Origin of the sequence: Xenorhabdus sp. KJ12.1 (genome assembly GCF_963876495.1) — a bacterium.
Classification (GTDB): domain Bacteria; phylum Pseudomonadota; class Gammaproteobacteria; order Enterobacterales; family Enterobacteriaceae; genus Xenorhabdus; species Xenorhabdus stockiae.
This window is the reverse complement of sequence record NZ_CAWNQH010000077.1, coordinates 14,363-36,158: the sequence shown is the minus strand read 5'-3', so window position 1 is coordinate 36,158 and position 21,796 is coordinate 14,363. Positions and strand designations below refer to the sequence as shown.

The 21,796-nt window shown below is 38.7% G+C and carries 6 protein-coding genes; all 6 read right to left on the bottom strand.

Features of this window, described 5'->3' with window-relative positions; all coding sequences use genetic code 11:
• Positions 1–20 precede the first annotated feature (20 nt).
• The 6 genes from AACS92_RS13570 to AACS92_RS13545 all read right to left on the bottom strand — a co-directional run bounded on the left by AACS92_RS13570 (position 21) and on the right by AACS92_RS13545 (position 21,775).
• Positions 21–2,585 (bottom strand): non-ribosomal peptide synthetase, encoded by a 2,565-nt coding sequence (locus AACS92_RS13570; protein ID WP_099111493.1) that lies wholly within the window; start codon positions 2,583–2,585, stop codon positions 21–23.
• Between the two features lie 121 nt (positions 2,586–2,706).
• Entirely contained in the window at positions 2,707–3,030 is a 324-nt protein-coding gene (locus AACS92_RS13565) for a darcynin family protein (RefSeq protein WP_047680361.1), read from the bottom strand.
• A gap of 8 nt (positions 3,031–3,038) precedes the next feature.
• The gene (locus AACS92_RS13560) at positions 3,039–3,770 is read right to left on the bottom strand and encodes a thioesterase II family protein (protein WP_099111492.1); all 732 of its coding nucleotides are present in this window, start codon (positions 3,768–3,770) and stop codon (positions 3,039–3,041) included.
• Positions 3,771–3,905: 135 nt separating this feature from the next.
• Positions 3,906–9,692, bottom strand: coding sequence for a type I polyketide synthase (locus tag AACS92_RS13555; RefSeq protein ID WP_099111491.1), 5,787 nt, complete (start codon positions 9,690–9,692; stop codon positions 3,906–3,908).
• A gap of 173 nt (positions 9,693–9,865) precedes the next feature.
• A complete protein-coding gene (locus AACS92_RS13550) occupies positions 9,866–11,329 on the bottom strand; it encodes a serine hydrolase domain-containing protein (RefSeq protein WP_099111490.1) in 1,464 nt (487 codons plus the stop codon).
• A gap of 174 nt (positions 11,330–11,503) precedes the next feature.
• A complete protein-coding gene (locus AACS92_RS13545; protein ID WP_099111489.1) occupies positions 11,504–21,775 on the bottom strand; it encodes a type I polyketide synthase in 10,272 nt (3,423 codons plus the stop codon).
• Positions 21,776–21,796: the final 21 nt, after the last annotated feature.

The following is a 21,796-nucleotide window of genomic DNA, read 5'->3' as shown; positions in this document are numbered from 1 at the left end:
TTATTTTTGACCATTTACACTCAATGATTAAACATTCCTATCGCATTATCAAATTGTTCAAGTTGATTATCGTCAACCAAATTATTTGCCTTGCCATGAGATTCTATAAAAATTGCTTGTTGTTCTATTGTGGTATATTGGAATAAATCAACAACTTCAATTTCCTTATTAAAAAATTCATTCAACTTAATACTCAGTTGTAACAATGTGTATGAAGAACCACCCAAATCAAAAAAATTATCACCTGAACTGATATTTTCCTTATTCATTTTTAAAACGTCAGACCACAGAGATAATATATTGACCTCAACTTCACTACTACAAGGTTTCATTTCAATGCTTCTTGCGATGCTTCTGGGATCAGGCAACCTCGCCACATCGATTTTACCGCTGTTATTTTGCGGGAATTCTTCAACCTTAATGAAATAACTCGGAACCATGTAACCTGGCAAACGTTCAACCAATACTTTCTTCAAAACCTCTCCGTTAAATTCAATATTGGTATATATATAAGCCACTAAAAATTTATTGTCTGAATCTTGGGAGTTAACCATAACAAAAACATCACAAATCGCTTTCGAACCGGGCTCAAGCCCATTGATTTGTTCATTAATCGTTTTTTGAGTAATGACTTCTATTTCCCCCAATTCAATTCTATAACCATTAATTTTGACCTGATTATCAGATCGGCCAAGATAAATTAAGCCATTCTTTCCTGAATATTGGGCAAGATCACCGGTTCTATAATATTTTTTACCTTCGATAGTAATAAACTTTTCGGCGGTTAACTCTGGATGATTTATGTAGCCTTTTGCAAGCCCCTTTCCAGCAATGGCAATTTCACCAATTGCGCCTTCAGGTAACCGTCTTAAAAAGTCGTCAATCAATATAATCTCTTCACCCGGCATCGGAAAACCAATGGGAATTGTCGGTGTTTGAATTTCACTCTGCTCGTTAAATTCAAAAGAAGTGGATTGTACACAACATTCTGTCGGGCCGTAAGCATTAGAAGCATTAGGAACCGACTCCCAACATTTGGCAAAATTATACCAATTATGTTTTTCCAACAATTCACCACCAATCATAAGATGATTGACCGTACAACGAATTGAATGTTCTGCGAATTGTGTTCGGATCATACGTAAATGTGTCGGTGTACAATCTGCAATCTGGATAGCATTCTTGCCCCAGAATTCAACCACCCTTTTTCCATCCCGCCTGACGGACTCAGGCACCATATGAAGAGTATGGCCGAGTAACAATGCCGGATATAGTTGTTGTACTGAGGCGTCAAAACTCAGTGCAGACATCATGGCTACATTCAGAGTACCCTGATAATGTTGATAAACTCTGTCATGTAATCCTAAAACCAGATTTATGACAGCAGCATGCGAAACTTCAACACCTTTTGGCGCACCTGTTGAACCAGACGTAAAAATAACATAAGCAGAATCTTCTGACGTTATATGATACTGTTCACCGATATCAATATTGGTATCGCTATCAAGCGATACATAAACAATATTCTGACAATCTTCAAGCTCACAGATCGTTTCATCAGAAACAATGACATGCTTAATCAAGGCGGTATCTTTAACATGTTTCTTTCGCGAAGCAGGCCAATTTATATCAAGTGGACAATATTTAGCCCCTATTTTTAAAACAGCCAGCATAGCAACAATGGCGGCACATGAACGATTCATATGAATACCGACGGTATCATATTGTTTAATTCCCTGGCTTAACAATGTAGTGGCAAACATTGAGCTTAATTTATCTAATTCGATATAACTGAGGGTGCAATGTTCATCTGTGATCGCTGTGCGCAAAGGATGCTGTTTTACTCGTTCTTCAAATAAAGAATGAATAGTAGAATGACTGTCAATTTCAGGTGTAAAGTGATGGGCATATACACCCGATTCTTCCGATAATTTGAGCGCACCGAGCGACTTATGAGAACGAATTTGCTGGCTCAACAACACGACCATTTTAATAATTTCGGTATAATAATTAACATGATAAGGTGAATAAACTTCACAACTTATTATTTCATCATCATGTTCAAAAAATACTTGAGAAACAGATAAATTATAAATTTCTTTATTCACCGTCTGACAGTTTTTCAATAGAATACACGATGTGAAAAATTTAGGTTGTTCACAAATTTCGTGAAATGAACCTATTCTATACTGTAATAAATTCTGGATATCTTTTGATACTGTCTTTATGAGATCGGCCAAAGATTGTTCAGGTGAATATTTTGTCGGAATACATATTATCTGAGGTTCTTCACCATCATCGAGATAACTTGTGGTTAAAATTAAAGAGCTTTGGCTTCTCTGCATTATTGACTGAGCAAAACCCATCAGTGATATCAGTAAAGTACTTAATCGTTTATCTGAACCATTCGCCATGGATAAGATATTTTGTGATTCTTCACGTGAAAACACTATTTTTTGTCGGTTCACGCCATCATGATTGAATATCAGAGATTTTTCAAACTCAGAGGGTTCATGATCATTAATTATTCTCTTCCAAAAATATTCTTTATCAATGTTTGTATTTAATTCATTTTTTACATTCATTATATCGATATCCTATCATTTGAGTGTTGACTCAATTGATCTCATAAATTAGCTGACCTAATTAACGTTCTCATTGACATTTTTCAAAGAATGTATTTAAAATACATAAAGTTAGTTAAAATCAATCATCGTTATAAACCTCATGAGCGTTTTCAATTCCCATGAAAACTTTAGAGATATTCAAATACCCTTCAGAGAAGACTCGTGTGTTTCTCATATCCTGCAACATACAATAATAGTCACTTAAATTTTCTGTTTCTATAATAACAAAATCCTGAAACTCTGCGGTAAAACCCTCAGTATCTATCGTTCTCAGGCTAATGGATGAACTGTATTTTTTTAATATCTCTGGCAAATGTTCATTTTGCAATTTTTTCCGTTCATTCCGATTAAGCGCATTCCATTTCTGATGTAAAATTAATGTCCAAATAATGACGTATTTCATTTTATTTCCTATATGATTTTATTTATTTCAAATGTTATTTTATTGATGACTTCACTTTTAACTTCTTGTAAATAAAAGTGCCCACCCTGGAATCCATAGATTGTACATCGACCTGAAATATAGCCCGGCCAATCTTTCATCATTTCATATGTCACCTCTGAATCTTTTTTACCATAAAACAAACCTACTGCAGTTTTATTATCAATTTTTGATTCACTCATGATAAAATCATCAATGACTTTAAAATCTTTCCTGATTATTTCAAGCATGATTTTCATTGCATGTTTATCTTCAATTAATTCACTGACATCCCCTAATGTTTTTAAATAATCTAAAAACTGATTTTCCGTCATTAAGTCGCGATGAACTAATTCTGCTCTTTTTATATGAGGTGGTTTGAATGCAGATAGGCCAATCCACAGTGGGTATATACAGCTCGCTTGCAATTTTAAAGTCAATTCATAAGTAATTAATGCCCCCATACTATGCCCAAAAAACGCAAATGGTTTATCGGTCTTAATCACAGGCAATAACGCCTCTAAAATGTCTTCCATCGATTCCAGGCACGCTTTGCCAAAACTCAATCCCCGACCAGGAAGTTCTATCGCAATGAACTCTATCCAATCAGGTAATTCTCGTTGCCATGTTCTGTAAAACATGTGAGATCCCCCCGCATGATGCAGGAGATATAATCTCAATTTCGCATTTATCGGTGTATTTAAATGAATTTTATCTAACATATTAACTCTATAAATAAGATGTTGTCGGATTATTGATGTAATTCAACATCCCCAGCCACATAATCATTTACGGACTGGGAATGTATTTACAGCCATTAAAAAACTTGAAAATGCTTTGGTATTAAACAGATATGGCTAAAAATTAAAATCCAGAAAATCACTCTCCGTCACTTCATCATGATGATTTTCATTGTTTGCATTCAATATAAATTTAATGTCTTTATCAGGATAAGCGATAATGTTATTTAACAATGTAATATATCGATACTTGAAATACTCCATTGTTTCCTCTTTAAATAAATTCTTTTTGTATTCAATGTTAAATTCATAGCCTGAATAATTTTCCTTAACAAAAAAGGTAATATCAAATCGGGTATTTTCCTGATGGAGATCATAACGAGAGAATTTAACTTCAGGTAATACAAAATCTGCCATTCCAATATTCATATAGGAAAATACGGTATCAAAAATCGGTGTTCTATTTAACCTTGGCTTAATATTAAGCTCCTTCACCATATTTTCAAACTGAAAGTCAGCATTCTCAAATGAGGCTATCGTTCTTTCAGCTATCCTTTTGACAAAGTGCTTAAAGGGTAATTCACCGTTACACTCAAAGACAATCGGCAACAAGTTTACAAACATACCAATGATATCTTGTAGTTCATTTTGCGGTCGTCCCAATATTGGTGTACCTACGGCAAATTCATCTTGTCCGGATATATCTTTCATCAAAAGCGCATAAGACGAAATGAAAAGCATAAATTTTGTGATATTTTCGCACTCTGCCAGCTCATCAAGTTGATCACTCAATGCTTTATCAATCACAAAATCTATCCGGCCACCTATATTACCGACCTCGTTTGTTCGGGCATAATCTATAGGTAATTTAAGCTCCGGTACATTTTTTAACGTTGATAACCAAAACGCCTTCTGTTTCAATATACGACTATCATTGACCATTCTTTGTTGCCAAACCGTATAGTCTTTATATTGTATTTCTAACGGTTTCAGCTCCTTATCCTGGTAAAGCTCTAAAAAGTCCCTTACGAAAATATCTTGAGAAAGCCCATCCGAAATAATATGGTGTAAATCCAAGAAGAATATGTAGTGTCCTTCCCGAACTTCAATTAGGGTCACTCTTATCAATGGTGGCTCGTCTAATTTAAATGGCTTAATAAGACTATTAACCTTAATTTTCACCTCATCATCACTCATATTGGATGAGTCAAGCTTTAAATATTCCACATTTATTTCAATGTCATCATGATATTTTTGTCTTGGTTCGCCATCATAAAGAATAAATGATGCTCTCAGTGAATCCTGTCGTTTAAATAATAATTGAAGTGTTTTGTTAAACTTGTCCCTGTCTAGTTTACCAACAATGTTAAATGCGGCTGTTTCGTTATAAGCAACCGAATTTTTATCCATAATCTGTTGCAGATAAAGCCGTCGCTGTCCGGATGATAGCGGGTAGGTTTCCTGAGCTTCTGCTGGCAATATCATTTGATACTCTGATTCTGCCTGTGAAGCAGATAAAATAACAATGTCTTCGATCGTCGGGTTCTTAAAGAAGTGTGTTAATGAGACATCTATTTTGCAATTTTTGTGTACCCTCGATAATAATGTTATCGCTTTGAGTGAATTACCGCCCAGTTCAAAGAAATCATCTTTTAAGCCAATCGGTTCAATTCCCAGAAAATCTTGCCAAATTGAGGCTAATTTTTTCTCAATATAACTTTTTGGTAAGACATATTCAGAATCTAAATCAGGTCTTTTTGCGTAATTCCCATGTTGAATGGCTGTCTCATTATCGTGGATAGCAGGAGCCGACCATTGGGCAATACGTGCATTGATATCCGCAGTTGAGATCACAATGGCTTGTTTTTCCCGATAATTGAGTACCTTTTCTAATAAAGCAATTCCTTCACTTCTTGTTACAAGCAAGTGTGACAGGCTACTGCCCACTCCCGCATTAATTTTTTCTTTTTCTGCTAATTCCCAGCCATCCCAGTTGATTAATGCCCATGTTTTTCTATTTCTCCGATTATGGCGTAATACAAACGAATCTAAATAGGCACTGGCGGCCGCATATGCGAAAAACCCTACACCTCCGAGAATAGGCGCCAAAGAAGAAACGATCAGGCAAAAGTCATAATTAACAGGTTCCAAAACTTGTTCTAATACCGTTATCCCTTTTTGCTTAGGAACGAGATGGCTATCAATATACCCTATCTCCGTTTCACTTATTGATCTAAACGAAGCGTCATCGCTTAACCCCGCCAAGTAGAATACACCATCAATACGGCCATATTTGGCAACCAAATCATGGATAAGTTTTTTCATGGCGTCATGATCACTCGCATCAACCTGAACAAACTCCAGGTTTTTTGCAGCATCGGTGACAGATTGCCACTTCTGGTCATGTTCGTGTTTGGCGCGTGAAGAAATAACCAAATTAGCGTTATACTCTGTAGCAAGGTATTGGGAGAATGTGTGACCAATAAAACCACGCCCACCAATGAGTAAATACACCCCCTCTTTTTTCAAGCGGGAGGTTTCATCCTTCACAAAGGGAATAGATGGTAAGAATGCTTCAGTCCATCTCCGGTTATTTCTGTAGATAACCGTTTTATTTCCGCCCTCTTCGATTTCGCGTATTAGCATCTCAGCAGAGCAATCATCAACATGACCAACATCGATAGCCCGGCAAGATATTTCATGGAATTCTTGTCGAATAATCGTGCTGATAGCCAGCATCGCAGCCGCATTCGGATCAATATCAGGTTCATTACAAACTTCACGTGCATTCTGGATAAGTAAGGTAATATTCTTTAAATGATTTATATTGCAAAATGCGCGATGTGATTTGAGTAAATAAAGTACCGAAGCCAATTGTTCATTAACCGCCAGGTTTACACCGGTACAATCAATGATAATGTCTTCAATTGAAATCTGGTTATTGTTAAGAAATTTGAATAAATTTGCATGATCTTCACTGTTGAGACCACGAATGGTACTTGGAGCTCCAATTTCCAATTTACATTGCTGACCAAGACTAACTTGAATAACTTTGTGATAATGATTGGCTAATGCTTGTTCGTAAAGGGTACTTTGCTCAGAATTATCCCCTAACTTGAATAAAAGCGCTGTCTTAACGTTTTTCTCTTGCTTCAGGTTTCTTAAAAGATCCTGTTGCCAGACAGATTGATAAAACCAATCTGATATATTTTCATTCTTGGTAATAGGTGTCTGACTCGTTTCTATACTTTCATTGCCAGAAAACAGATGTAAGAAATTCGCATTTTCAGGCCAGTAGGTACTTCTGTCAAAAGCATAACCGGGCAATGAAATACGTTTGCAATCTGGTGATGTGCGTATTTTGCTCCATTGAATTTTAACGCCTTGTTGCCATATTTTCCCTAATCCAGCCCAGAATAAGTAAGGATGACTGTTAGCTTTATTATCTTCCGGCAGTAATTGTATGATTGATTGCGAGGATTCTGGTGTCGTATATCGGCGAATTAAATTAACGAGATCTCTTCCCACTCCCACTTCAATCAACACATAATGATTACTGGCATTAAGAATATTTTCCATTCCCTGAACAAAACACACCGTTCTTTCCGCTTGTTCAGCCCAATAGTGAATTGATTTTACGTCTCCGGCAGAAAGTATTTTACCCGTCACAGAGGACATGATTGCTGTTTTCGGCGCATTTAACGTAAAGCCAGAAAGTATTTGCAGTAATTCCTCCTTTATTTTCGTCATTGCGGGGGAATGTGCTGCATGTTTGGATTTGATGGGCGTCGTCAGGATGCGTTTTTTCTTTAATACCTGAGAAAATTCTTCGATGGATAGTTCATCAGATGAAACGACACAAGAATCTTTATTATCTATTGCGATAACAATGTGATCAGGGCAAAGCGGCAATACCTCTGATGCAGGCAGTGGGATACTCAGCATGGCGCCAGTAGGCAGACTTTGCATGAGTTGTCCGCGTCTTACAACAAACTTTAATGCGTCTTCTAATGTAAAAACGTCAGCAATAGTTGCAGCAACCAGCTCCCCAAAGCTATAACCGATGAGCATTGAGGGTTTGATGTCTATATCAATTAAACATTTGGCAAGCGCATATTCGATAATAAAAATGGCTGGCTGTGCATATTGTGTTTCGCTAAGAAAATCACCATCGCCATAATTAAACCATTTGTCTTGCAGGGACTCACCAAGATACTCAGAAGCCAAAAGCAGACATGAGTCAACAATTGAACGGAATAATACGTGATTTTCATAAAGTGACAGTGCCATATTTGAATACTGTGCTCCCTGCCCGGGAAACATAAACACAATATTCTGTTCTGAATCTTTTGCTTTTACGGGGTTCGTCGTCTCTCTTTCCAAAGCTGAACATAATTCCTGATATGTTGAACCAACAAACGCTTTACGATAACGGTGATGTTTTCTTCCTTCCTGCAAAACATATGCAATATCATTTAAGCGGTACGGATTAGAACCTTTAAGCGCATTCAGCAAATTCTGTTGATTATTTTGTAGCGCGGTGGGCGTTTCTGCTGAAATTAAAAATACATTCGGCTGTCCATTATCTTGTACTTTTTCTTGTACTTCTTCTTGCTGATCAGCTTCGGCAATCACGATATGCGCATTCGTTCCCCCAATACCAAAAGAACTGACGCCTGCCATTCTTTTTTTCCCCACAGGCACTGTCCAATCCATAGGGCTGGCTACAACTTTAAACGGTGTTTCATCTATATGCAGCTTATCATTCGGCTTATTGTAATGCAGCGTGGGGGCTAATTGTTTATTCTTCAATGACATAATAGTTTTGATGACGCCTGCAACACCGGCGGCTTCATCTAAATGACCAATATTACTTTTTACCGCACCCAACCAACAAACATGATGGGAATTTTGGAATACACGTGCCAGTGCGGTCACTTCAATGGGATCACCAATTTCAGTAGCTGTTCCATGACATTCTATGTAACTGATATCTTCCGGCTCCACACCAGCCAACATATGCGCACTGGCAATAACCTCTGCTTGCCCTTCTATACTTGGCGCCGTGAACCCCACTTTACGTTGCCCGTCATTATTAACTGATGACCCTTTTATAATCGCATGGATTTGATCATTATCTTCTAAAGCACGATCAAGAAGTTTCAGAAGCAGAATTCCCACTCCATTGCCACCCACAGTACCATTCGAATGCGCATCAAATGGACGACAGTGCCCATCAGCCGAGCGGATCATTCCCCGCTGGTATGTATAGCCTGATTCCTGGGGTAATGAAATGGAAACCCCACCAGCCAATGCCAGATCACAATCTCCACTTAATATTGACTGGCAGGCAGTATGAATGGCAACCAAAGAAGTTGAGCAGGCGGTATGCACAGACATCACCGGCCCATTTAAACCTAATCGATAAGCTATCCGGGTAATGATAGATTCCGGCAGGCTCCAATTCACCGCATCAAAGATTTCAGCCGGAGTCAGCTTCTGTTTTAGCTGATGAGAAATCCACGGCAAATTGATCGAAGCACCCGCAAATAAACCTATTCTGTCTTTATTATCGCCGGGAATATACGCAGCATCTTCCAGGGCATGCCAGCAGCATTCGTGTAATAACCGACATTGCGGGTCCATTTTATCAACTTCGTCTTTGAGATAACCAAATACATTGTTATCAAAGGACTTGTAATCATTGAGTATCGCTTTAGCGGGGACAAAATTAGGATCATTGATCTCTTCTTTGCTGTACCCGTTCTTTATTAACTCTTCATCAGTAAATTTTTTTATACTTTCTTTTCCTGAAATAAGATTTTGCCAAAACATTTGTGGTGTAGTTGCATCAGGAAAATTACAAGCCATGCCAACGATAGCTATATCAAATGAATTCGTCATATATTAACAACCTAATTTTATATAGATAATTTAAACAACCTGATCTCCGGCTCTATGTTTTATTGGAGATAAAGGCATTATTGAAATAATCTGTCAAAATACGCATATCACGGTATAATTCACCCGCTAAGGAACGCAAATAAACCCATTACAAATTAGTCATTAACATGCTCCTATTTATTTTGGTTTTTAGCATAGGATATATGGCGAAAAAATATGATGAGTAAATGAATCAGGCTCATGATTAAAGTCAAAATTAACAATGTTAACATTAGTATAAAACTCATTGGCATCCAGATAATCAATGAATTCCAAGACATATTTAATAAAACGGCGGGAAAAACGAAACTTAACAGCGTCAAACTCAAACAGGCTAAGATTGAGATTATCACGATGACTTTCTTTGCCCCAGACAAGTGCCTGCTCTTTTTAGTTATATTATTACGATAAATTCTGAATATTATTATTAGCAAAAACAGGAAAAGTAAAACACCTGATGCTAAAAATACTCTATCAAATGTATCAAACAGTTCAACATCATTAGCGGAGGTCAGGTTTATTGTCCCATTTCCCGATGACAGTTGCTTTAAAATTTGTTCACCAATAGTAAATGTGACATTACTGTTAACATTCGCCATAACAGCAACAGCGACGTTAGATTTAGTATTCATTCCAATAAAACTGGAGAAATTCGGGTTCATTCCAGTATGATATATCTTATCGTTATTTATAGACCATCCTAGCGCATAATGAACATCTTTACCCTCATTCGTCGATAATTGTGTATTGGGCTCAAACATACGCTTTTTATATTTGCTTAATGGTGAATCGTTACCCTTAAGAAGAAAACGTAGCCACTTAGCCATATCAATTGCGTTTGTCTGAATATATCCGGCAGGAACATTAGAAATGAAGAACGGTGTATCGTATGGTCTGGGGGCAAGATAGCTTATCTGATAGCCTGTTGCCTTATGGTTAACCATAGCATCAACTGAGGTATCATTCATTTTCAGCGGGGTTAACACATATTTCTTTAATAGCTCAGAATAGGGTTGCTGTGTTACCACTTCCATCATTCTGGCTGCAATATCATAATTAATCGTTGCATAGGAATAAAGCGTTCCGGGGTTGTTATGAAGATCTATCCGTTCAATACGATTAATCATATTCTCCAGAGAATCGCTGCTATTACCACCATAAATAAAATCAACACTTGAAAATGGAATCCCCGATGAATGATTCAGCAATTGAATAAAGCTGACCTCTATCGGCTGATTATCATAATAAAATGAGAGCGAAGGCAGGACAGAAGAAATGGTTGTTTCTTGTTTTATTTTTCCTTCTTCAATGAGTTGTGCCGCGATTAACCCAGTAAAAGCTTTACTCGTCGATCCCAATTCAAACACTGTTTCCTGCTTAATGTCTCCATTTTGTTTTTCGTTCTGTTTGCCTAAAGTTATTAGGTGTGTTTTGTTGTGCTTATCAATAATGACCAGTGACAAACCTGGTATCTTACCCACTTTCATATAATCAATAAGTTGCTTTTTTAATTCAGTATGATTGTTTGGTTCACTTTTGACAAAAGAAGCGGTCATGAATATGATGCTAAAAAAAATAACAAGCAATCTGATTTTCATCCAATAAAGCCCCTGATATTTTATTTTGTAAAATTTAATTCGTCACGACTATTCCAATACATTCCGGGTTACATGGTGTCATTACTTCCGGTCACATAGCTGACTATGTGACCGGAATGGCACACTTCACTAAAAAAATAACCTGAAAGGTGAAGGAGTTATTAAGCCACTTTATTAACCGAGGATATCAATGACAGAATCCAATTCCGATTTTATGAGATTCAAGTAATTTAACTTATTATTGTCATGGTCATTATCCTGACATGATGCAATCAACTCGTTCATTCTTCCATTAATAAAATAGAATGCGCTTTCGAATTGTTTGACATGTTCGGGTCTTACAAGAATTAAAAAGCGCCTTAATGAATTAATTTGATTATTCCAACGTGTGAATATTTCCTCCAAATCCTTAGCAGTACTGTTCGTTAATAGCTCTGGGGTTTCAATAATTTTTTCTATCGCGGCCAGACCTATATAACAAGAAAACTCATTTTCATTATATTTTATCTCTTCTTTTCTTCTAAAATCATTAATCAGATTATTTAAAATGAGCTCCTTCTGTCCACGGCTATCAGGAAAATCACCAGTGCAATTTACGGTAATGACTAAATAAGGCCGGGATTTATTGAAGACTTCATGTGACTCCATAAAATCTAAACCTCTAAACCCAACAACCGTCTTCTCAAATTCCTGTGTGCTGATCTCCCCAAAATATTGGAAGCTTCCATCATATATTTGATACCCTGAATCGGTCTTTCCAACCAGCACAAAAACATGTGGGATTGTCTCGTCTTCCAGCACGATATCCTGGAATAGCGGCCTTGTTATATACTCCGCCTCTGATAAACCGTATGAAGGTGAAAAAGGCAGATAGTAGTCACTTCCGGTTACAATGACGACATTTCCAAGAGATAACTCTTTTTCACAGTAGCTCTGATAGGATTCGTAATCTTCGAAGAATTTCTTAGCATAAGAGAAGGCATAATTTTCTTCTAACCAAGGCCAGCCAAGCATATTACCAAAGTTAACTTCCTGATTAGATAATTTAACCTTATTTTCAGCCTGTTGTAATACAATGCCAATTAAGTGGCTGCCATCTGAAACCTGCATAATGGCATCATCGCAGTTTAGATGATGTTCATGTTTCAGTTTTTCTCTGACTGCTGAATATAAGCAACTGGCATACGTTGGATATAATTCAGGTGAAAAATGCTCATTGAATTTCCAACCCTTATATTCAATCTTGAGGCCATTATCTAATATCTTGCTTATCTCAGCCAAAGTCTGGCCCGACAACAACATATTCATGTTAATCGGTATATTAATTGCCTTCGCTTTTGCAACCACTTGCACTGCGGAGAGAGAACTCCCGCCCAGAGAAATAAAGTCATCACTGTTTTCAACGCCATCAATACCAAGAATGCGTTTCCAAATAGAACCTAATTCGGTGATAACTCTATCTCGTTCCTGGACCAGCAAGTTGATATTTGTATTGGCCGCTTTGATTGTGTTGGTCACTTTAGCGTGCTCTTCTTTTCTTTCCTCTTTTTCAACAGCATGAGGGGAATTGCCAGAAAACAATGCCTGCAACCTTTTTATATCTGTCGGGTATGCTTTTCCGCGTATCGGTGTTGGGGGAAGATGAATCAATTCAGGTTGCTGAACATTGATTTCCTGCTGCCAATTCACACCAATACCATGTAAGGAGATCAGGGCTAATTTTTCTATCAGCTCATTATGATGACTCATGTCTCTGGTTTTATGGCTTTGCCACGCGATACAAGCATGATTTACGCCATAATCTGAGTGATTCTGAACGAAAGTAGAAAGTCCACTTCCTGGCCCGACTTCTATAAACAGGCAATTTTCATTTTCTAAGATCGTCGCAATAGATTGTTTAAAGAGTACAGGTTGGCGAATATGATTAACCCAATAGTCACTTGCTATAACTTTGTTGTTATCAACCCACGTACCCGTTACATTCGATATAAAATCAATTTGAGGCTTATTAAGTGTGATTTCTCCGAGAGCCTGACTATATTTTTCCAGAACAGGATCCATATAACAGGTATGGAACGCTCTTTTAATTTCCAGACGTTTCGTTTTAATTAATAACCCGCGACATACTTCTTCTAATTGAGTTATTCCATCATCAGATCCCGCGACAACACAAAGCTCACTACTGTTGTCTAAGGCAATTTCAATATCCTCAGTTAATATTTCTTTCACTTTCTCTGATGAGGACATTACCGCAAGCATTGCCGCCGCTGCTGTCGATTGCATACATTGACCGCGAATGCAGATAATTCTAACCACATCTTCGTATGAGAATACTCCGGCCAGTGTCGCTGCCACGTATTCCCCCAAACTATGGCCTATCATTACATCGGGGGTAATATCATAAGATTTCAGAACTTGTGCCAGCGCATATTCAATAATAAACAGCAACGGTTGGACAAATTCCGTTTCGTAAACATGTTCATCCTGAGAGTCATTAATAAGCAGTGCTTTCAAGTCAGTTGCGCAATAATCATTCGCGATTAAAAATCCTTTATCACACCATTGCTTAAATAACACATTGTTGTTGTAAAGATCTTGCCCCATAGCCCTATATTGAACACCTTGACCAGGGAATAAAAATACCACTTTTCTCTTAATACCAAGTGATAGATTAATATTATCTTTTTCTGTTGAAGACAGCGCCTGAATCAATTCATCACGATTGTTTACTGTCGCAACAAATTGTGATGCCATTAGCTCCCTTAACATCAGACTATAAACGATATCACTCACATTCAGTTGTTGGTTATCGCTCTGAATCACCTGCTTTAACTGTTTTTTATAGGATTGTAATGATTTCTCATCCGGTGCTGACAAGATTAATGGCAATCGATTATTGACGTTTTGTCTGGACGATTTGCGCTGATCAGCCTGAAATTCTTCCAGTACAATATGCACATTCGTTCCACCCAGACCAAAAGAACTGACGCCTGCCCTGATTGGATTTTTATTATCACGTAATTCCGTATATTGGTTATTAATGATAAATGGGCTGTTCGTAATATCTATTTCTTTATTGAGACGGGCGAAATTTATCGTGGGTGGCAGCACTCTATATTTGATGGATAATGCAGCTTTAATCAGCCCAGTGATTCCAGAAGCAAAATTCAGGTGGCCTATATTTGATTTCACACTGCCAATTCTGCAATAGTTCTTTTTATCCGTTGAAAAAGCCTGTTTCAGTGCATTGAATTCAATGGGATCACCCAAATTCGTTCCCGTACCATGTGTTTCTATAAAGTTGATACTTTCTGATGATACATTTGCATCTCGTAATGCCGCCTGAATAACGTCAATCTGACCTTTTGTGCTTGGCGCAGTGTAACCGACTTTCATGCCCCCATCATTGTTAATTGCACTGCCGATAATAGTCGCATAAATATTATCCTTGTCTGCTATTGCTTGTTTTAGTGGTTTTAGAACCACCATACCAACGCCATCACTGAATACCGTCCCGTTTGCCTGAATATCAAATGGCCGACATTTTCCATCCTTAGAGTAAATCATACCCTCTTCAAATAAATAGCCAGCTTTGATTGGCAAAGTAATTGAAACACCGCCTGCCAGAGCGACATCACATTCTCCTGCACGCAGTGATTTAACGGCTTCACTAACGGCGACAAGCGATGAAGAACAGGCCGTTGAGATAACCATACTTGGCCCGGACAAGTTTAATTTATATGACACGCTCGTCGACATATAATCTTTGTCTGCAACCACCATAGCGCTATATTGACCGGCACTGCCTTCCGCCGTTGCCATTGCCTGCGCTAACCATTGTAAATTCCCTGATGCAGCCGCATATAAGCCGATTTTTAGCTTATTGTTTTTTGCCGGTATTCCCGCATCCTGCAATGCCTGCCAACTGCAAGTGTGCATCGCCCGTACTTGCGGATCCATTTGACGCGCTTCGTAAGGAGTATAGCCAAAGAATTCAGCATCAAACTCACCCGAATGAGGCATAATACCTTTGGCACGAATATAATTCGGGTTGTCTAATAATGCTGAATCAATGCCTTCTTCAATGAGCTCTTCCTTACTCATTGTGCTGATTGATTCTTTTCCGTAGCATAAGTTATCCCAAAATTCATGAATATCCTCAGCACCCGGGAATTTTCCGGCTACGCCGATAATCGCAATGTGTTTATCAAATATCGCTTCCGATTTAGCCCTGCTTTCAGTTGCATAAGAACTGTCATAGCTGTCTTCAATGCTTTCATCCTGAACGTTATCGGTACTGACTGTTCCAAACTGATTGGTTATATAGTCAGCTAATAGATCAGAAGTGGGATAACTAAACATATCAACAACGGAAATATCGATATTGAGTGCATCCGTTAATCTTTTATTGACTTGAACCAGATCCAAAGAGTTAGCACCTAATTCAAAGAAATTATCTTCACGGTTAATATGTGCTACTTTTAAAAAGTCTTTCCACACCGAAAGGATAGTTTCTACGATTTGGGCTTTGGAAATCGTTTTTCGTTGGGATTTATTGGCTTTATTAATATCGAACGTTTTTAAATGAGTACCAACCCATTGTTCAAAGCGTTTATCTAAATCACCGGTGGAAACAATAAATTGCCCTCTTAATGGTGATTGTAAAACACGCTCTAAAATTTTAATCCCTTCATCAGGTTCAATTAAAAGCTGACTCAATGAGGAGCCCAGTGCATTACCCGCATCATTACGTTCGAAAATCCATCCATCCCAGTTAACACTAATCCAGGGCTTACCTTTCTTGTTTTGCTGTTGCGCAAAAGAATCAGCAAACGCACTGACAGAACTATATGCAGAAAAACTCAATCCTCCCAGTATTGCGGCAATTGAAGAACAAAGCAGGCAGAAATCCAGCGGCTGATTTTCTGTTAATTCTGCCAGAATCTTATAAGCCTCAACTTTGGTTTCTAATTGTGGTAAACAGGCGTCCAGCGTTATTCTGTTAATGCCCTGGAATGAGTTTCCTTCCGTGACACCCGCCGCACAGATGATGCCATTTAATTCTCCATATTGTTCAGCGATCGTCGCTAATAAACGTTGCATTGCAGACTTATCAGCGACATTGGCAGCATAATAAGCTAAGTTTCCTGTACCAAGATCGGAAAGTTTATCGAGCCGCTGCAATATTTCGAAGGATGGCGAGTGCGATTTAATGGCTTGTTTCCATTCATGCTGATCAGGTAATTCCCTTCGTCCGGCGAGTATCACTGTCGCCTGATATTCTTTCAGGAGATATTCTGCAAATAAAAGCCCTAAATCCCCCAATCCTCCGGTAATGAGGTATATACCCTGCGGTTTAAGGAGCGAGTGCTCTTTCAGTGGATTTATTGCAAGCCGCTCATAGGCTTGTTTTGAACAACCCTCTTTTGTCCGACGAACAATAAAGCGCTCATCTGTTGCTAATAATTCTTCAGTTAATATCTCACAGGTTTTTTCAATCGATTCAGTCGTGTCAATTTGTACTAATCTGGGATGACATTTGCTGACTTCTTGCGTAATGACTTTTACTAAGCCATTGAGCATATTGGATTCAGGTTGTTCTGTATTAACCAGCAACAAACGGAAATCACACATATTTCCGACTGTTGTCCATGCCTGAAGCAGAGTAATGGCAGAAAACCATGTATTTTTTACTTCATGGCTTCCCGATAAAGGCCAGGCAAATATTATCGAATCAGGTTGTAATTGATTCTCTTTTAATTCATTAAACAGCCTTTCGAAATGGCTGGCTTCTCCTTCTGACAATGTAATAACATTGTTCGCAGTGGTGTAATTATCACCTGATAACACAAATCTTACTGCTTTTTCGTCAATATTCATATGACGACAAAGAGGTTCGCACCACTCAATATCTGGCACAAAACAGAGCGCCATTTTCACATCAGATTGGCTCGATTTATTTGGTAAGAGAGCATCCTGCCATATTTCACCATAGAGCCATTCTGAAATGTTATTTTTTGGGATTCGAATTTCAGATACTTTTTCTGAATAATTCAAACTGGCGCCGGAGTTTCCAAGCTCCATATTCTCTGAAATAAATTGATAACCGGGTAAACTCACTCGTTTTGGATTCAGATCTTGGTAAATGGCCGGCCAATTGACGGGTTGGCCTTTCATCCAGAGTTGTCCAAGTAATTTTAATAAATAAACTCTGTCGTTTTCCTCTTCTAATGGATGACGCATCACATTAATAACAGAGATATCTGTATTTGCCGCAACAATCTGTTTAACAAACGTAGACAGTGTTCTGCCCGGCCCGACTTCAATAAAAGTATTCAGCTCAGACTGTTCCAGGCAAGTCAGAATACCTTGATGAAATTCGACGGTTTCACACAAGTGCGAGACCCAATAATCGACAGAATTTGCTTGTTTTGCCGTGATCCATTGGCCTGTTACATTTGATATGTAAGCTTTATTGGGCTTTTTCCACTTTATCTCCCTCAAAGCCTGTTTAAATTTCTCTACAGCAGTCTTCATCATTGAGGTATGAAAGGCGTGAGAGGTTTCCAGTAATCGGGTACGGTAATTTTGTGCAATCAAATTCTTCTGAACTTTCTCAACTTCACCCTGAGGCCCTGCGATAACACAGGCATTCGATGAGTTTACCGTTGCTAACGTGACTTCATCTATCAAATAAGGCTCAATATTTTCTCTGCCCGTTGAAACACTCAGCATCGCTCCGGGCTCACATTCCTGCATGATAAGGCCTCTGATAGCAACGAGTTTCAGGGCCTCATCCAATGTCATGACTCCTGCCATTGCGGCTGCAACGTATTCACCAATGCTATGGCCAATCATTGCGTTCATTTCTATTCCCAGTGCTTCCAAAGTCCTGGCAAGAGAATAAGATATGGCAAAAATAACCGGCTGGGTAAATTGAGTGTTACGGAGTTTTTCTGCACTCTCCTGACCCTTCTCATCATAGAGTAGTGCGAGTAAATTTATTCCAAATTGCTCTAATAGATATTCATGGCACTCATCAAGCTGCATTCTGAAAATACTCAGCTCATTGTATAAATCCCTTGCCATATTGATATATTGAGCACCCTGACCGGGGAACATAAATACAATACCCGGTATGTGGTCAGAGGAAATTTCCGCGATCTTGTTTGTCTCTTTAACATCAGATAATGTGGTGTTGAGTTCCTCTATATTTCCTGCAACAAACGAGGTGCGATATTCATATTCTCCTCTTCCAATCTGGAGTGTATAAGCAATATCAGAAAGCGCCTTTGTATGAACATCTGCACTCAAAAACCGGTTCAGGGCTTCTGCCGTTTTAATTATCCCTTCTCTGCTTTTGCTTGAAAGCGTGATGAGTTCTGCACGATCCTGCTCGTCACTGGTTTGATCTGAGATTGATTGAATGGTCATATGCACATTGGTTCCGCCAATGCCAAATGAGCTCACACCTGCGGTTCTGATATTATTGTTATCTTCCCAATCAGTGGCAGTATTGATCAAACGGAACCGTGTACCTTCCAACGATAAATGATGCGCTGTTTCAGTATGGCAAGTGGGTGGGATCTTCTTATTCTTCAATGCCAGCAGTGCTTTAATAACCCCCGCAACACCTGCGGCACTATCGGTGTGACCAATGTTCGATTTAACGCTGCCAATATGACAAGTTTTGGGATTGTCGCTTGTGACGTTTAAAGCATCTTTGATGCCTTCTAATTCAACTTCATCGCCAACCAATGTTGCCGTTCCATGCGCTTCCAAGTATTCAACGTCATTGGCAGAGAGACTCGCCATTTCTAAAGATTGTTTGATACAGGCAGACTGCCCGTTTGCATTCGGGGCGGTAAATCCTGCTTTTTCATGACCATCATTGTTAACACCATAACCAACGATGACGCCATAAATATGATCATTATTTTCAATGGCATCTTCCAGCCTTTTTAAAGCAACCATGCCAATGCCATCGCTGAAAACAGTACCACTGGCATCTTCAGAAAATGGGCGGCAATGACCATCTGCGCTATTCACCATTCCATTGACATACATGTAACCGCTTTTTATCGGTACGGTGACGGAAACCCCTCCGGCCAGTGCCAAATCACACTGATTGACCCGCAGGCTCTGACACGCAAGCGTTATCGCTAACGCAGAGCTGGAACACGCACTCTGAACGGTCACGGCCGGCCCGGTAAGATTCAATTTGTAAGCGATTCTGGTTGTGAGAAATTCCCGGTCATTTAACAACCCAATACCAAATTGTTCGGTGGTGTCTTGCACTTCATCTTTTACCAAATCCAGCCATGCGTAATTAGAGCCGGAAGAGGCGAACAGACCCGTGACAGGGCGATATTTTGGATTACCATATCCAGCATCATCCAGCACTTGCCACGTTATTTCATGCAGCAAACGGAATTGTGGGTCCATATATTGTGATTCACGTGCTGTATAGCCAAAAGCGTCTTTATCAAAATCCAGTGAATGCTCAATAATGCCTTTTGCCCTGATATAATTTTTATTCTTGAAAATGTGTTCAGGAAATCCTGCATCGATCAGTTCATCATCCGTAAAGAAAGAAATACCTTCTTTGCCAGATAGTATATTTTTCCAATATTCCTGTATGTTATGACTTCCGGGGAATCGGCCGCTCATGCCAACGACAGCAATGGCATGTGCCGGGTAATCATTAAATACTCTCTTTTTGCTACCTGATGCTTTTCCTCTTGCTGCCCTTTTCGACTTATTGATGATCTTAGCTGGTGCTTCACTGATTAAGCTGTGTATTTTTTCAGAAAGTTTCTGGCAGGTTGTATAGCGATAAAAATCATTAACTGATAATTTTATTGCATAATGGTTATTGATCTTTTCGTGTAGCTGAACAATATCTAAAGAGCTGGCACCGATATCAAAGAAATTATCCTCTTTCGAAATTTTCTTATTTGAAAAATAGACTTTTAAAATATCCAATATCTCTTTAGACAAAGATTTAATATCGATTTTTTCTGCAAAAATGACATTTTCTTCCTGCTCATCGAGCAGATGACGGGCAGTATCTGGTTTTATTAAAGGTTTAAACTCAATTCGATTCGGAAGTTCTTTATAATTTAAGTGTTCTATCGAAATGGGTTCCATTTTCTCCCAAAATTCCTGGAGAATAAGATGCGCATTGGTTCCACCAACACCAAAGGCACTGACTCCGGCAGTGATAAGTTCATCAGTTTTACTGAGCCAGTTTTTTGTTTGCGTGTTAACATGAAAAGGTGTTTTTTCTAATTCTAATTTTTTATTCGCTTTCTCAAAATTAATGGATGGCACTAACGTTTTAAAATAGACACATAATGTGAGTTTTATCAGTGATATTATCCCTGCGGCGGTATCACAATGCCCCACATTTGATTTGACGGAACCTATAGCACAAGATTGTGACCCGTTAAAAACCGCTTTCAAGGCGGCAATTTCAATCGGATCTCCCAGTAAAGTTCCTGTCCCGTGTGCCTCTATATAACTAATGCTGTCAGGATCAACTTCTGCGACATCTAATGCAGCCTGAATAACATTTTGCTGTCCCTGAGTACTAGGGGCAGTAAAACTTATTTTGTCACTGCCGTCATTATTAATTGCGCTGCCTTTGATAACGGCATAAATTCTATCGTTATTTTCTATCGCATCACTCAATCTTTTTAGTACAACAACACCAACGCCATTACTGAACACCGTACCACCCGCGTGTTCATCAAAGACCCGTGTTTTGCCGTCTGCACTATTTATCATCCCTTCCTGATATATATAGCCAGCTTGATGTGGATGCGTTACGCTGACGCCCCCCGCTAAAGCAACCTCACATTCTCCGGCTTGCAGAGCCTGACACGCTGTATGCACGGCAACTAATGAAGTTGAACATGCTGTTTGTATCGTGACTGACGGGCCGCGCAAATTCAGTAAATAGGAAATACGGGAACAAAATGCAGAGTCATTTAATGTTGCGACATGGAACTGTTCTGCCGCAGAACTGAATTCCGTATTTAATGTTTTGAACCATGACCACTGATTACCTGCTCCTGCGTAAACACCAATTTCTCCCGGATAATTTTTGGCATCAATGCCAGCATGGTTAAGTGCCTGCCAACAAGTTTCAATCATCAAACGAGTTTGCGGGTCCATTTTTTCTGCATCTGAGTAATTAATTGCAAAATAATCGGCTGCAAAATGATATGGATTGTTGATTACACCTTTGGCAGGAACATAATTTTCATGTAAATATTCTTCAGCCGATACGCCATTATTTTCTAATATTTCTTGCGTGAATCTGCTAATACCTTCTTTTCCATCACGGAGCATTTCCCAAAAATCATGTACGTTATCTGCACCAGGGAACTGACCTGCCATTCCAACTATGGCAATTTCAAGACCAGTAAGATTATTTACCATAATTAACCTTTATTATGATCA